This is a genomic window from Cedecea sp. Ae19-4 (assembly GCF_059801165.1).
This window is the reverse complement of record NZ_JBCHWG010000001.1, coordinates 608,129-622,965: the sequence shown is the minus strand read 5'-3', so window position 1 is coordinate 622,965 and position 14,837 is coordinate 608,129. Positions and strand designations below refer to the sequence as shown.

At 55.2% G+C, this 14,837-nt stretch carries 16 protein-coding genes; 5 read left to right on the top strand and 11 right to left on the bottom strand.

Annotated features, from left to right (window positions below; translation table 11 throughout):
- Positions 1 to 127: 127 nt before the first annotated feature.
- From potF to AAIE02_RS02885, 8 genes are all read right to left on the bottom strand, one after another.
- Complete coding sequence (gene potF, locus AAIE02_RS02920; protein ID WP_498531939.1) at positions 128 to 1,240, bottom strand: spermidine/putrescine ABC transporter substrate-binding protein PotF; 1,113 nt, start codon at positions 1,238 to 1,240, stop codon at positions 128 to 130.
- Between the two features lie 383 nt (positions 1,241 to 1,623).
- Positions 1,624 to 2,103 (bottom strand): YbjN domain-containing protein, encoded by a 480-nt coding sequence (locus AAIE02_RS02915; protein ID WP_008461058.1) that lies wholly within the window; start codon positions 2,101 to 2,103, stop codon positions 1,624 to 1,626.
- Positions 2,104 to 2,195: 92 nt separating this feature from the next.
- The gene (gene rimK, locus AAIE02_RS02910; protein ID WP_008461057.1) at positions 2,196 to 3,098 is read right to left on the bottom strand and encodes a 30S ribosomal protein S6--L-glutamate ligase; all 903 of its coding nucleotides are present in this window, start codon (positions 3,096 to 3,098) and stop codon (positions 2,196 to 2,198) included.
- A gap of 75 nt (positions 3,099 to 3,173) precedes the next feature.
- Positions 3,174 to 4,079 carry a LysR family transcriptional regulator gene (locus AAIE02_RS02905; RefSeq protein WP_008461056.1) on the bottom strand — a complete coding sequence of 302 codons (906 nt, stop codon included), beginning with the start codon at positions 4,077 to 4,079 and terminating at the stop codon, positions 3,174 to 3,176.
- Positions 4,080 to 4,144: 65 nt separating this feature from the next.
- On the bottom strand, positions 4,145 to 5,401 hold the full coding sequence (locus tag AAIE02_RS02900) for a nucleoside permease (protein WP_336983295.1): 1,257 nt from the start codon (positions 5,399 to 5,401) through the stop codon (positions 4,145 to 4,147).
- A gap of 28 nt (positions 5,402 to 5,429) precedes the next feature.
- Positions 5,430 to 6,263 carry a xanthosine phosphorylase gene (xapA, locus tag AAIE02_RS02895; RefSeq protein WP_336708549.1) on the bottom strand — a complete coding sequence of 278 codons (834 nt, stop codon included), beginning with the start codon at positions 6,261 to 6,263 and terminating at the stop codon, positions 5,430 to 5,432.
- Positions 6,264 to 6,403: 140 nt separating this feature from the next.
- A complete protein-coding gene (nfsA, locus tag AAIE02_RS02890; protein ID WP_498531938.1) occupies positions 6,404 to 7,126 on the bottom strand; it encodes an oxygen-insensitive NADPH nitroreductase in 723 nt (240 codons plus the stop codon).
- Positions 7,110 to 7,409: a DUF1418 family protein gene (locus AAIE02_RS02885; RefSeq protein ID WP_166995451.1), complete on the bottom strand. Its 300-nt coding sequence runs from the start codon at positions 7,407 to 7,409 to the stop codon at positions 7,110 to 7,112. The genes nfsA and AAIE02_RS02885 overlap by 17 nt, the downstream gene beginning before the upstream one ends.
- Positions 7,410 to 7,584: 175 nt before the next feature.
- Between AAIE02_RS02885 and AAIE02_RS02880 the strand changes: the two genes are divergently transcribed.
- Complete coding sequence (locus tag AAIE02_RS02880) at positions 7,585 to 7,857, top strand: GrxA family glutaredoxin (RefSeq protein ID WP_498531937.1); 273 nt, start codon at positions 7,585 to 7,587, stop codon at positions 7,855 to 7,857.
- Between the two features lie 26 nt (positions 7,858 to 7,883).
- Here the strand turns inward: AAIE02_RS02880 and ybjM are convergent, their stop codons facing one another.
- Positions 7,884 to 8,273 carry an inner membrane protein YbjM gene (gene ybjM / locus AAIE02_RS02875; RefSeq protein ID WP_166995450.1) on the bottom strand — a complete coding sequence of 130 codons (390 nt, stop codon included), beginning with the start codon at positions 8,271 to 8,273 and terminating at the stop codon, positions 7,884 to 7,886.
- Positions 8,274 to 8,570: 297 nt separating this feature from the next.
- On the opposite strand from ybjM, the gene AAIE02_RS02870 reads away from it, so the two are divergent.
- Positions 8,571 to 10,253: an aspartate:alanine antiporter gene (locus tag AAIE02_RS02870; protein ID WP_008461047.1), complete on the top strand. Its 1,683-nt coding sequence runs from the start codon at positions 8,571 to 8,573 to the stop codon at positions 10,251 to 10,253.
- A gap of 205 nt (positions 10,254 to 10,458) precedes the next feature.
- Here the strand turns inward: AAIE02_RS02870 and AAIE02_RS02865 are convergent, their stop codons facing one another.
- On the bottom strand, positions 10,459 to 11,019 hold the full coding sequence (locus AAIE02_RS02865) for a TetR/AcrR family transcriptional regulator (RefSeq protein ID WP_008461046.1): 561 nt from the start codon (positions 11,017 to 11,019) through the stop codon (positions 10,459 to 10,461).
- 110 nt (positions 11,020 to 11,129) lie between these two features.
- Here AAIE02_RS02865 and AAIE02_RS02860 point away from each other — a divergent pair, with 110 nt between their 5' ends.
- Genes AAIE02_RS02860 through AAIE02_RS02850 form a run of 3 tightly spaced genes read left to right on the top strand, consistent with a single transcriptional unit; the run spans position 11,130 to position 13,617 of the window.
- Positions 11,130 to 12,335 carry an MFS transporter gene (locus AAIE02_RS02860; RefSeq protein ID WP_008461044.1) on the top strand — a complete coding sequence of 402 codons (1,206 nt, stop codon included), beginning with the start codon at positions 11,130 to 11,132 and terminating at the stop codon, positions 12,333 to 12,335.
- An 11-nt stretch (positions 12,336 to 12,346) separates the two neighbouring features.
- A complete protein-coding gene (locus AAIE02_RS02855; protein WP_336982292.1) occupies positions 12,347 to 13,159 on the top strand; it encodes a Cof-type HAD-IIB family hydrolase in 813 nt (270 codons plus the stop codon).
- Positions 13,160 to 13,176: 17 nt separating this feature from the next.
- Positions 13,177 to 13,617 carry an acetyltransferase gene (locus AAIE02_RS02850; RefSeq protein ID WP_498531936.1) on the top strand — a complete coding sequence of 147 codons (441 nt, stop codon included), beginning with the start codon at positions 13,177 to 13,179 and terminating at the stop codon, positions 13,615 to 13,617.
- A 60-nt stretch (positions 13,618 to 13,677) separates the two neighbouring features.
- Here the strand turns inward: AAIE02_RS02850 and AAIE02_RS02845 are convergent, their stop codons facing one another.
- Positions 13,678 to 14,721, bottom strand: coding sequence for an aldo/keto reductase (locus AAIE02_RS02845; RefSeq protein WP_166995444.1), 1,044 nt, complete (start codon positions 14,719 to 14,721; stop codon positions 13,678 to 13,680).
- Positions 14,722 to 14,837: the final 116 nt, after the last annotated feature.

The following is a 14,837-nucleotide window of genomic DNA, read 5'->3' as shown; positions in this document are numbered from 1 at the left end:
GGCAAAAGCAAAAAGAAGATACGGCCCGGTTGCCGTACTTTTCGCCATTCTGGAAACAAGGGCTTCCGTTCAGGCTGGGGCGATTGCACAACTCTGGTGCAACCGCCCGGTGCAGGGTGTCACAGGACTATTTGCCTGTTTTAACCTTAGTCCACGCGCGGGTGATAACCCGGTCAATCTTCGCTGGCATCACCGTTTGTGTGAACAACTTGGCACGAATATCCGCCGGCGGGTAAATTCCCGGATTGCTGCGGACCTCTTCGCTCAGTAACGGCGTAGCTTCTTTGTTGGCGTTCGCGTAGTAAATATGATTACTGATGTTGGCGATAACGTCCGGCTTCATCAGGTAGTTCAGGAACTGGTACGCTTCGTCTTTATTCTTCGCATCTACCGGCAGGGCAAACATATCGAAGTAGACCATCGCGCCTTCCTTAGGAATGGAATAAGCAACATTCACGCCATTTTTAGCTTCTTTGGCGCGGTTTGCCGCCTGCAGAATATCCCCGGACCAGCCAATCGCCACGCAGATGTCACCGTTGGCAAGGTCGTTGATGTACTGCGACGAATGGAAGTAACGAATATTTGGCCGCAGCTTCATCAGCAGATCGTTAGTCGCCCCGGTGTAGTCCGCGGCGTTGGTGCTGTTCGGATCTTTGCCCAGGTAGTGCAACACGGTCGCGTAAATTTCACTTGGCGCGTCCAGGAACGACACGCCGCAGCTTTTCAGTTTTTCAAGGTTTTCCGGCTTGAAGATCAGATCCCAGCTGTCCACCGGCGCGTCTTTCCCCAGCACGGCTTTCACTTTATCGACGTTGTAGCCGATGCCGGTCGTCACCATCATGTACGGAATGCCGTATTTGTTGTCGTGGTCGTTTTGCGCCACCAGCTTGAGCATTTCCGGGTCGAGGTTTTTGTAGTTCGGCAGTTTGCTTTTATCCAGCGGCTCGAAGATGCCGGCCTGCGCCTGGCGCTCAAGGAACTGCGAAGACGGCACCACCAGGTCATAGCCCGTGCTGCCCGCCATCAGCTTCCCTTCCAGCACTTCGTTGGAATCAAACACGTCGTAGACCACTTTGATGCCGGTCTCTTTCGTGAAGTTTGCCAGGGTATCCGGGGCTATATAGTCAGACCAGTTATAAACGTGCAGCGTCTTTTGTTCGGCGGCAGAGCTGGCGGCAGAAGCCACCATCAGCGCGCCAGCAACCATCCCCAACAACCCTTTTTTACGTAGGTAGAGCATAATTTCATTCCTTCTGAATAAAGGCCAAACCAGGCTCGAATGAGCCGAATTTACGCAATGTGGCTTATCCGCATTCGCCGCACGCTTTTTTAGCATGCAAAATTCATGCATCTCTATTCATTCTGCTGAAAAAGAATTTGGGTAATCTTCACGCAGACGTTGCTCGTTTTTACGGCCAAGCAAGAATAACTGTAGCCAGGGTCGGCGACTATAGCCCGGATGAAAAAACGCCTTTTATCAACTTTTTAGACATCTTTCGTCTATTCAGGCGGCAAAAACGCGCCTTATGGCAGGGATTTGTCTGGCTGTGACGGCTTTATGACAGAATAAAAACATGCAGAACGCAGCGGCGCTGGTGGCCGCTGCGTTAAAAAAAGAAAGGATCAGTGCAGAGAGTGGGTGTGAATAATTGTGCCGTCGCGCTCTTCTTCTTCGGCCACAAAAAGCAGCTGATTAGCGCAAGCCTCGAGGATCACCATCGAAACCTGCTCTTCGCTCTGCTGAACAAAGGCGGCAAACTGCTCGCGGGTAATGCCCACGGAGGCAGACAACGACTGACACACCACCAGCTTGGGCAGGTTATCATCCTGGATGTCGAGAAACGCTTTCACCGTCAGCGAGCTGGCGTTGATCGAGGAGAGATCGGACGCCAACGGCAGCAGCGCCGACGGCTTAACTTCTGCCAATGCGGAAAACAGAATAATGTTGTCCACGAGATCGATTTTCGCGTCGTATACGCCATCGAAGTTCTGCATATGGGGCAAATGCAATGCCTGGCAGGTATCGCACTCGAAAAAGGTTACGCCAGTTTCATCCAGCCAGCGGCGTAAAGTGTCCAGAGTCGGGACCACGAGTGAATCCATAAACGCAAAAACCTCATTACCTGTTCAAAAATTAACGTGCCATCTTACGCAAAAATGACACGTCATACTATGCATTAGCGCCGATTTGGTAATTATCCCCCGGTTTTAAGACAGTACCCAGGGCGGGCCTGCCGCTCTATCCATTTGATCATCAGCCCGGCGATATCGACCCCGCTCGTGTTTTCAATGCCTTCCAGCCCCGGCGAGGCGTTCACTTCCATCACCAGCGGCCCGCGTTCGGCGCGTAAAATGTCCACCCCGGCAATATCCAGCCCCAGCGTGCTGGCCGCTTTTAGCGCCACTTCTCGCTCAAGGTCGGTAATTGTGACCTGATGCGCGACGCCGCCACGGTGCAGGTTTGAGCGGAAATCGCCGGGCTTGGCCTGCCGTTCAATGGCGGCCACAACCTCATCCCCCACCACCAGACAGCGAATATCTCTGCCCTTCGCTTCTTTGATGTATTCCTGCACCAGAATATGGGCGTTAAGACCGCGAAACGCATCAATCACGCTTTCCGCCGCCTGCCGCGTTTCAGCCAGCACCACGCCAATTCCTTGCGTACCTTCAACGAGCTTCACCACCAGCGGCGCGCCACCCACCATATCAATAAGATCGCTGGTGTCGTCCGGCGAGTGGGCAAACCCCGTCACCGGCAAATCAATCCCCTGCTTCGCCAGCAATTGCAGCGAGCGCAGCTTGTCCCGCGCGCGGGTGATCGCCACCGACTCATTCAGCGGATAGCTTCCCAGCATTTCGAACTGGCGCAGCACCGCCGTGCCGTAAAAGGTGATAGCCGAGCCAATACGCGGGATAACCGCGTCATAATGCGGCAGTTGACGCCCCTTGTAATGCACGGAAGGCGCGGCCGGATTAATGTTCATATAACAAGAAAGGGGATCAATGATCTCCACCTGATGACCACGACGCGTTGCCGCCTCGCGCAGGCGCTTGCATGAGTAGAGCGTTCCATCCCGGGATAAAATAGCGATTTTCAACCTGCACCTCTGAGCAACCAGACCAAAATTAACCGCCCGCTAATCATACCACTGCCTTCACCTTTCAACGACGGACTAATCGGTGGGAGACATCTTAAGTGCCTCAATTAATTGCTTTGTGGTCGAGGTGAGATGGACGGGATCAAAAACGGCATACAGGTCGGCGGGTATCGGCCTCGCCGGGGGGCGAAACACCACGCCAGGCCAGTTCATCTGTGCGTAGCTGTCGGCGATGATGGTTAGCCCGAAACCAATGCTCACCAGCGCCAGGACGGTTTGCGGCTCCACCGCCTCACGGACAACCCTCGGGGTAAAACCAGCTTCACGGCAAACACGTTGCAGGAAAGTCCAGTCAGAGTGAATGGCGGTCATCGTCACGAACGCTTCATGCCGCAGTTGGGTAATGTCCACCGTTTGCTGCCGGGCTAGCGGGTGCTGCTCCGGCAGCGCGACCATAAATGTCGCCTCATGCAGCTTTTCGCTCTTAAGGCCACCGGGCGGGCTGGTTTCCATCCGCCAGATCCCGGCATCAATCTCGTGACGTTCAAGCAAAGCAAGCTGATCCCCCGGGGACTTTTCGCGGAAGGTCACATCAATGGCGGGATAGTCAGCAATAAACCGCTGTAGCCCAAGCCGCAGCCCACCCCAAATGGCGGTGCCAACAATCCCTAGCTGAATTCGACCGCCTTCACCACGGCCAATCTGCTCAACCCTGGCCAGCGCAAGGCTTGCGTTGTTCAGCAGCTGTTTTGTCTCTTCCAGCAGGACTTCGCCTGCGTGAGTCAGCGCCACGTGCCGGGAATGGCGGATAAACAGTACCGTCCCCAGCTGAGCTTCCAGTTCTTTGATATGAAAGCTCAGGGGAGGCTGCGACATGTTCAGCCGCGCGGCGGCCCGGCCAAAGTGCAGTTCCTCGGCTACGGCCTGAAAATAGCGCAGCAGCTTAAGATCGGTGCGATAGATACGCTGAGATGTATTCATGAGGCTCCCTGAGTGGCAAGCCTCATAAATTACCATCGCTTACGCTCGCTGTAAGGCCAGGAGCCTTAATGTGCGAGCGATGCCGAAGAATCACTCTGCTGGCGGTGGTGATAGTGGAAGCTAAAGTGGAAGACGACGGCAAGCACCAGCGCATAGCCAGCAAAAACCAGCCAGATAGTCGGCCAGTCTTTGGTGCCATCGGTGGTGAAATAATCCACCACATAACCGCTGACAATCGCCCCGAAATACGCCCCAACCCCGTTAACCATCGTCATAAACAGCCCTTGAGCGCTGGCGCGAATACGTGACTCCACCTCTTGCTCAACAAACACCGAGCCGGAGATATTAAAGAAATCAAAGGCGCAGCCGTACACCACCATCGACAGCAACAGCAGCACAAAACCAAAGACAGAAGGATCGCCCCAGGCGAACAGCGCAAAGCGCAGCACCCAGGCGACCATGCTCATCAGCATGACCTGTTTAATGCCAAAACGCCGCAGGAAGAAAGGGATCGTCAAAATAAAGACCACTTCCGACATCTGCGAGACGGACAGCAAAATCGAGGGATACTGCACCACAAAGCTGCTGGCAAACTCAGGCTGACGGGCAAAATCATGCAGGAAAGGGTTACCGAAAGTATTGGTGATTTGCAGCACCGCCCCAAGCAGCATGGCGAACAGGAAAAAAACCGCCATTTGTGGCTTTTTGAACAGCACAAACGCGTCCAGCCCCAGGCGGCTCACCCAGCTGCGCGTGGCCTGGCTTTTTATCACCGGGATAGTCGGCAATGTGAGCGCATACAGCGCCAGCAGACCGGAAGCCCCTGCGGCAATATAGAGCTGCATGCTGCTCAGCTCTATGCGCATCAGGCTAACGGTCCACATCGCCGCAATAAAGCCCACGGTACCGAACACCCTCACAGGCGGGAAATGCGTCACCGTATCCAGTCCGTTTTTTTCCAGGCAGGCGTAAGACACCGTATTGGATAGCGCAATGGTCGGCATAAAGGCCAGGGCATTACCCAGCATTGCCCAAAACATCAACCCCGGCTGGTCGATGCTGGCCGCCCAGACCAGCATCCCCGCCCCCACCAGATGGCAGAGAGAGTACACCCGATTAGCCGGGAGCCATTTATCGGCCACAATGCCGATAAGACCCGGCATCAGCAGCGCCGCAAGCCCTTTGGTACTGTAAACCATGCCAACATCTGCCCCCTTAAAGCCGAGCGTATTGATCATGTAAGATCCCAAAGTGACCAGCCACGCCCCCCAGATGAAGTACTGTAAAAACAGCATGATTTTTAAGCGGAGTTTAATCGCCATCTGTTTTCCCTGCCTTGGTCAGTGAGGATCAGGCCAGTTTGCCGAGGAAGCCGCAAATCAGGTTAATGAAGTTCTGCCGCGACAGCGCAGCCGCTTTCAGCGTCTGTTCATGGGAAAGCTGAATACTCCCCAGCCCTTCGGCAAGGTTGGTAATCGCCGAGACGGCAACCACCTTCAGGCCGCAATGGCGGGCGCTGATCACCTCCGGCACAACCGACATCCCCACCACGTGGCCGCCAATGATTTGCATCATGCGAATTTCCGCTGCGGTTTCGAAGTTTGGCCCTGGATAAGAAACAAATACTCCCTCGTGCAGCGGGAACCCCTGCTCATGTGCAACCTGTTGGAGTACAGCGCGATAGTCGGCATCATAGGCGTTTGCCAGCGAGAAAAAGCGCTCACCAAACCGCTCATCATTTGGCCCAACGGTCGGTGTGCCCGGCATCGTATTAATATGATCGCTGAGTGCCACCAGGCTTCCAGGTTCCACTTCCGGGCGCAGAGAACCGGCGGCGTTGGTAGAAAACAGAATTTCGCATCCCAGCAGCTTAAAAGTGCGAATTGCGCTGGTCATCACCGACATTCCACGCCCTTCATAAAAGTGCCCCCGCCCTTTCATACAGGCTACAGGCACGCCAGCCAGCGTGCCGACAACCAGTTCGCCCGCATGGCCGTGGACGGTGCTGACGGGAAACCCGGGCAGCTCTTCGTAGGAAAATGTTACAGGGGAGTCGATTTTTTCCGCCAGCTCCCCCAGCCCGGAGCCCAGAATAAAAGCGATGCGGGGTACCAGACCGTTAATGCGGGCGCGAATAATGTCGGCGGCGTAGAAAGGCGAATTATCAAAAGCAGAGGTTGGCATAGAAGGTTCCTTGTCAGATTGTCGTTATAACTTCAGCAGTTATAACGACTCACCGACGGATGAAACCAATACCGTTTGAGGCCACGATTAATACTGAAAATGTATCAATCGCCGTTTTGATGACCTGGCAGCCGCGTGAATTAGCGTGTCGCCCAGCCCTGCTTGTGCAGGTAATCCAGAATGAAAGGCCGGCTTTCTTTAATGATGGTACGGCTGATGTGGTCGCTCCAGGTGTCGCGCCGTGTATTACTGTCCCGGCTCAAATAATACTGCGCCAGCTGCTCGTCGTACTCGTCCAGCAGCGGCCTGTTCAGCGGCTGATAGCGGTTTTCATGCACCAGCATCGCAGCGGGCATACGCGGCTTGATATCCGGCGTGGTAGCAGGCCAGCCCAGGCAAAGGCCAAACAGCGGTAACACGTATTTCGGCACGCCCAACAGCTCTCCCACCGCTTCAATGTTGTTGCGGATACCGCCGATATAGACCCCGCCTAACCCCAGCGATTCTGCGGCGGTAAACGCATTCTGCGCCAGAATCGCGGTATCGACCGCACCAAGCAGCAGCTGTTCCGCCAGCCCAAGCTGGGCGTCCGGGCAGATTTGAAGATTGCGGTTAAAGTCGGCGCAGAACACCCAAAACTCGGCGGCTTCCGCCACATGCTTTTGCCCGCCGGTCAGCGGCACCAGCTGCTCGCGCAGCGCTTTATCCGTGATGCGAATGATTGAACTGCACTGAAGGAAGCTGGAAGTAGAAGCTGCCTGTGCGCTGGCAATAATGGCTTCGCGCTGCTCGTCGGTAATAGGTTCCCCGGTAAAATGACGAATGGAACGGTGGGAACGAAGCAGATCAATGGTCGGCGTCATCGCGATTTTCCTTTGGCTTTTTTATATCAGAGAGTTTTGAAGCAGAATCAGGCGGCATCAGCTGCGGGGCAAGACGTTTAGCAATATGCCACGTCATGATGATTGCCGCCGGCAGCATCAGCCCAAGGCCAATAAATACCATGACTATGGCCGCCGTTGCAGTGGCCACAGGTGCGGGCAGCGTCAGGTATCCCTGCAGCGAGAGAAAAGCTAGCGCCAAAAAACCTATCCCCACCGCTTCCAGCACAATCACCGATTTGGGTAACGATCCGACCGCGCGCATAGCGGCACCTCCTGTGTTCAGGCCAGCTATCATCGAGTCCGCGCCCCTCCCACTGAAAGGAGATAGCCTACGGGCATCGAACTAACAGGCACGACCTTCTTTAAAAATGTGACGGATATCGGCATTATAAGCGCATTCGCCGGTTCGTATCGGCCATAAAAACTGAGGAGAGAGCATGTTTGCAGTAATTTTTGGACGCCCTGGCTGCCCATATTGTGTTCGCGCTAAAGAACTGGCTGAGAAACTGACCGCCGAGCGTGATGACTTCAACTTCCGCTATATTGACATCCACGCAGAAGGCATCACCAAAGCTGACCTGGAAAAAACCGTGGGTAAACCGGTTGAAACCGTGCCGCAGATCTTCCTGGATCAGAAGCACATTGGTGGCTGCACCGATTTTGAAGCTTACGCGAAAGAACATCTGAACCTGTTCCAGACCGCGCAGTAAACTTTACGAATGCAGAAAACCGACTCTCAGTAGTCGGTTTTTTTATGCGCGCGACTCCGGTTCTTACACATAAAAAATAGCAGATAACACAGCGAACCGAGGGACGACCAGAAGACAGCGCTCAGTAGCCAGGCCATTTCTTGCCAGAACGAGCGTGTGACGGGGAAAAACAGGTGGGCAATCAACAGGCAGAACGGCGAAGCAAGCATCGCTCCCACCAGCGGTTTGACCACTCGATCGCCTTGGGAAAAGAAGCTGGCCACAGCACCCGGGAGAAGGAAAAACAGCAGCCCAAGCTCATAGTGCCCGGTGGCAATAAACCGCCCCATCACGTTCAGGCGCAGAGAAAGAAAAACCAGAATAAAGAGCACGAAGCAGCAGGTAATTCCTAACCACTTTTGCGCACGTCTGTGCATTTTACCTCCTGACATCTGCTTTTGCTCGAAAATACCCTGCCGGAAAATTCAGCAGCGTCTTTACCCGATTTGATAATGCCTGGCCATCCGTGCCGATAAAGCATTGCCACATTTAGCACAATATTCTTACTAGCCGCTGATACAGAGAAAGATTAAACTAGCGGCAGAAATTCGGTCGTCGCGTGAGATATTTATATGCGTGATAATTTGCCGGTCGCCGCTGACGGAACCGTCAAAACCTTAGCGCATAACTCTATCTCTTTCAACAGCTTACTGGTAAACAAGAAGTTAGCCTTCGTGAATATAAACGTCGCAGATTTGTTAAACGGGAATTACATCCTTTTGTTATTTGTTGTACTAACGCTCGGACTCTGCCTGGGGAAATTACGCCTCGGTCCGGTGCAACTGGGTAATTCCATTGGTGTTTTAGTGGTCTCTTTATTACTCGGGCAACAGCATTTCTCGATCAATACCGACGCGCTAAATCTGGGTTTTATGCTGTTCATTTTCTGCGTAGGCGTCGAAGCCGGGCCAAACTTTTTTTCTATTTTCTTCCGCGACGGCAAAAATTATCTGATGCTGGCCCTGGTGATGGTTGGCAGCGCCCTGCTGATTGCGCTGGGGCTGGGCAAACTGTTTGGCTGGGACATTGGCCTGACGGCCGGTATGCTCGCCGGCGCCATGACCTCCACGCCCGTGCTGGTCGGCGCGGGCGATACCCTGCGCCATTCAAGCATCCCCGCCGCGCAGCTTGCGACCTCGCTGGATAATCTGAGCCTCGGCTATGCCCTGACCTACCTGATTGGCCTGGTCAGCCTGATCGTGGGGGCTCGCTATTTGCCGAAGCTGCAGCATCAGGATCTGCAGACCAGCGCCCAGCAAATTGCCCGCGAGCGCGGTCTGGATACCGACGCGAGCCGCAAAGTTTATCTCCCGGTGATCCGCGCCTATCGCGTCGGGCCTGAGCTGGTTGCCTGGGCCGACGGTAAAAATCTGCGCGAACTGGGTATTTATCGCCAGACCGGCTGCTACATCGAACGTATTCGCCGCAACGGCATTCTGGCTAACCCGGACGGCGATGCCGTGCTGCAAATGGGCGATGAAATCTCGCTGGTGGGCTACCCGGATTCTCACTCGCGCCTCGACCCAAGCTTCAGAAACGGCAAAGAGGTTTTCGATCGCGATCTGCTGGACATGCGCATCGTCACCGAAGAAATTGTGGTGAAAAACCACAATGCCGTGGGCCGTCGCCTGGCGCAGCTCAAGCTCACCGACCACGGCTGCTTCCTGAACCGCGTAATCCGCAGCCAGATTGAAATGCCCATCGACGACAATATCGTGCTGAACAAAGGCGATGTCCTGCAGGTCAGCGGCGATGCCAGACGCGTGAAAACCGTTGCCGAGCGCATCGGCTTTATCTCCATTCACAGCCAGATAACCGACCTGCTGGCCTTCTGCGCCTTCTTTGTTATTGGCCTGATGGTGGGCATGGTCACCTTCCAGTTCAGCTCGTTCAGCTTCGGCATCGGGAACGCCGCTGGCCTGTTGTTTGCGGGCATCATGCTTGGCTTCCTGCGCGCCAACCACCCCACCTTCGGCTACATTCCGCAGGGGGCGCTAAATATGGTGAAAGAGTTCGGCCTGATGGTGTTTATGGCGGGGGTTGGGCTGAGCGCCGGCAGTGGCATCAGCAACGGCCTCGGTGCGGTAGGCGGCCAGATGCTGATTTCCGGGCTTATCGTGAGCCTGGTGCCGGTGATTATCTGCTTCCTGTTCGGCGCCTATGTGCTGCGAATGAACCGCGCCCTGCTGTTCGGCGCGATGATGGGGGCAAGAACCTGTGCGCCAGCGATGGAAATCATCAGCGATACCGCCCGCAGCAACATTCCTGCGCTGGGGTACGCCGGCACCTACGCTATCGCTAACGTGTTGTTAACACTGGCCGGTACATTAATTGTCGTGATATGGCCAGGTTTGTGATCGCAACCACAGACAAAGAAAAATACTTTTTTTTTATGCCTGAGCGAACTTTCTTTCGGGACGTCAGTCTGAATTAGTGCCACTGCTTTTCTTTGATGTCCCCAATTTGTGGAGCCCATCAACCCCGCCGCTTTCGGTTCAAGGTTGATGGGTTTTTATTTTTTAGGGCTTCAATAACAAACGCTTACTAACCCCTCCACTCGCTTTATTTTGCATCCCCTGTCCCTACAATCCTGCGCACCATCACCCGCATATCATCGCGCCCCATCGGTTCGCGATCGGTGACGTAGTGCAGCGTCATGCCTTCCAGGAAAGCATCCAGCGCCCGGGCGGTTAGCGGATCGAAAAACGGCTCCAGCGCCTGTTGGCTGCGAATCATCCACTCCTGCATGATATCTTTTAGCTGCGGATTACAGCTGGCATAAGCATAAAGCTGGTACATCACCTGCATGTTATACGGCGTGGCCACGCAGCCGCCGCAAATCATATCGACAATCGCTTCGCAGGCCTCATCGCGATTGGTGGCCTGCTGCATGCGCTCCCGGTAGCTGTCCGACATCTGGTGGGCAAACAGGGTAAACGCTTCGCAAAGCAGCGATTCAATCCCGGCAAAATAGTAGGTCATTGACCCCAGCGAAACGCCAGCCTCAGCGGCAATTTTGCGGTGCGTGATATCGCTGATGCCGTGCTTTACCACCATATCCAGCGTCGCCTGCAAAATACGCGAGCGACGTTCAGGGTCATTCCGGCGCGGGGCTTTGCTCATCATTACCTACCTGAATTTAGAGTATGACAAAGAGTCTATACCGGGATGTGTACAAATGTACACAAGCTTGCTAGTCTGCTCCCCTGTTTCTCTTTCACTGGTTGTTGTTCATGTCTGTTTCACAGAGAAAAGCCCTGCAGCTCCGTACCTGGGCATTATTCACCTTCTTCTTCCTTCCGGGCCTGGTGATGGCATCCTGGGCCACACGCACGCCCGCGATCCGCGATACGCTCAGCGTCTCGACGGCCGGAATGGGCATCGTATTATTTGGCCTGTCGATAGGCTCGATGGGCGGTATTCTCTGTTCCGGCTGGCTGGTGAAACGCTTTGGCACCCGTACCATTATTCGCAGCGGCATGACGCTGATGGTCGCCGGAATGTTAATGATGAGCTTCGCGCTGTACCTCGCCTCCCCGGTGCTGTTTGCCTTCGGCCTGGCGCTGCTCGGCAGCGGGATGGGTTCATCAGAAGTGGCTATGAACGTCGAAGGGGCCATTATCGAGAGCCTGATGAAGAAAACTGTGCTGCCGATGATGCACGGCTTCTTTAGCCTCGGCACGCTCGTTGGCGCCGGGATTGGCCTGACGTTAACCGCGTGGAACGTCGTGTCCTGGGGGCACCTGCTGCTGATTGGTCTGTTGACCATTGCGCCGATTGCCATCGCGCTTATCGCCGTGCCGCACGGCGTGGGCAAAGATAACCCGGAGAACACCGAAGCCCACGAGCCGCACCGACCGTTTTACAAAGATATTCAGCTATTGCTGATTGGTTTTGTCGTGCTGGCGATGGCCTTTGCCGAAGGCTCGGCCAACGACTGGCTGCCGCTGCTGATGGTGGACGGGCACGGCTTTAGCCCAACTTCCGGGTCGCTTATCTACGTAGGCTTTACCCTCGGCATGACGGTCGGGCGCTTCACCGGCGGCTGGTTTATTGACCGCTACAGCCGCGTTATTGTGGTCCGCGCCTGTGCGATCATGGGCATTATTGGCATCGGTACCATTGTGTTTGTCGACAACGCCTTCCTTGCCGGCGTGTCGGTGATTCTGTGGGGGTTGGGCACCTCTTTAGGCTTCCCGCTGACCATTTCAGCGGCGGGTGATACCGGCCCCGATCCGGCCAGCCGCGTCAGCGTCGTTGCCGCTTCGGGCTATGTCGCCTTTTTAGTCGGGCCGCCGCTGCTGGGCTTCCTCGGCGAGCATTATGGGCTGCGCCAGGCCATGCTAGTTGTGCTGACGCTAATGGTGATTGCGGCGCTGGTCGCCCGCGCCGTGGCCAAACCGGGGCAATCTTCCGGCCAGACTTTAGAAACTGAATAATGGAGAGTTCAATGAGCATCAAACTGATTGCAGTAGACATGGACGGCACTTTTCTTAATGATGAAAAAACCTACAACCGCGAACGCTTTGCCGCGCAATATCAGCAGATGAAAGAGCAAGGCATCCGCTTTGTGGTGGCCAGCGGGAACCAGTATTTCCAGCTTATCTCCTTCTTCCCGGAGATTGCCCACGAGATCTCTTTTGTCGCCGATAACGGCGGCTGGGTGGTCAGCGAAGGCGAAGATCTGTTCAACGGCGAGCTGACCAGACAAGAGTTCAACACGGTGGTCGATCACCTGCTGACCCTGCCGCACGTGGAGATCATCGCCTGCGGCAAGCATAACGGTTATACCCTCAACGGCTATAGTGACGATTTTAAAGCGCTGGCGGCGAAGTACTATCACCGCCTTGAGCACGTGGAAAACTTCTCCGGCCTCGACGACGTGTTCTTCAAGTTTGCCCTGAACCTGCCGGACAGCCAGCTCGATGAAACTATGGACGCCCTGGGCGCAGCGCTGGAAGGCATTATGGTGCCGGTCACCAGCGGGCACGGCTCTATCGACCTGATTATTCCGGGGATTCATAAGGCTAACGGCCTGCGGATCCTGCAGGAAAAATGGGGCATCCAGGACAGCGAAGTGGTGACCTTTGGCGACGGCGGCAACGACATCGAGATGCTGACTCAGGCGCAATACGGGTTTGCGATGGCCAACGCCCCGGACAAAATCAAACGCATTGCCAGCTACCAGGCAGGGCACTGCAATCAACAAGGCGTGCTGGATGTGATCGACAAGATCCTGAAGAAAGAAGCGCCGTTTAACTAACGACCTCTGGAACAAGAATGTTAACGATAAGACAAGCAAACCCGGCGGATTTTGATGCGCTGGCGGAAATCTGGGAGGCGTCCGTTCGCGCCACGCATGACTTTTTACCTGAAGAAAATATCAGGGCGTTAAAGCCCCAGGTGCGCGAACTCTACATGCCACAGATCCCGATGCTGCTGGCAGCCGGCAAAACCGGTGAGCCTCTGGGCTTTATCGGCTGCCACGAAAATCGGATTGAAATGCTGTTTGTTTCGCCTGAAAGCCGTGGCATGGGCGTGGGCAAGCAGCTTCTGCAGTATGCCATTGAACATTTGCAGGTCGATGAGGTGGATGTGAATGAGCAGAATCCGCAGGGCGTGGGCTTCTATCTGCATATGGGATTTGCCCGGACCGGGCGGTCTGAACTCGACGGTGAAGGGAATCCTTTCCCTTTGCTGCATTTGAAGCTGAAACGATAGTTTTATCGCATCGCTTGTTTTCCCCCTCTCCCTCCGGGAGAGGGCTAAATTATTCCCGATTTATGACTGATTCTTCAGCTGTTCCCGGCGATACTCACCCTGCCGCTCAAGCATCCAGCCCGGATATTCTCGCGGCAACTCACTTACCGCATTCAGCCTGTCAAGCTCGTCCGCGCTAAGCTGAACCCCCGTCGCAGCGATATTATCCTCAAGCTGCTCAATGCGCTTCGCCCCCACGATGACCGTCGTCACTGCCTGCTGATGCAGCAGCCAGGCCAGCGCAATCTGCGCCACGGAAACGCCTTTGGCATCGGCGATGTCACGCATCACATCCACGCAATCAAACGCGCGATCCCTGTTTACCGGTGGAAAATCAAACTCCAGGCGGCGGCTGCCGGTTTCGGCTTTCCCGTCGCGGTCGTACTTGCCGCTGAGCAGCCCGCCCGCGAGCGGACTCCACACCATCAGGCCGACGCCTTCACTTTGCATCATCGGCACCAGCTCCCGCTCCAGATCGCGCCCGGCAAGGGTGTAATAAGCCTGCAGAGAGGCAAAACGTGCCAGTCCCAGGCGTTCGGAAATCCCGAGTGCCTTCATGATTTGCCAGGCCGCCCAGTTGGAAACGCCTATGTAGCGAACCAGCCCCTGCTGTACCAGCGAATCCAGCGCCCGCAGCGTTTCCTCTATCGGCGTCGCGGGGTCAAAACCGTGCAGTTGGTACAGGTCGATATAGTCGAGCTGCAGCCGCTGCAGGCTCTCTTTGACGCTATTTAGCAGATGAAAACGCGATGAACCTCGAGAGTTCGGCCCGGCGGTGCCTGTTTCGCCGAATGCTTTGGTGGCCACCACCACATTCTCACGCGGCACATTAAGGTTTTTCAGCGCCTGGCCAGTGATGATTTCCGAACGCCCGCCGGAGTAAACATTGGCGGTATCAATAAAGTTAATCCCGGCTTCCAGCGCGCGTCCAACCAGCTTGTCGGCATCATTTTGCGCGAGCTGGCCTATTTTTCCCCATATACCGTCTTCACCACCAAAAGTCATGGTGCCCAGGCAAAGCTCTGAAACAAACAGGCCGGTATTTCCTAATTTTTTATAACGCATAGCGGTACCTCATGTTCAGGATTTCAGGAAGGAAGAGTGCGGACTGCCAGTTATACGCGTCGCGCACGATTCTGGAATGGGGGATTTCTGCTCATTCCTTGCCTGTTTCTGCCTGA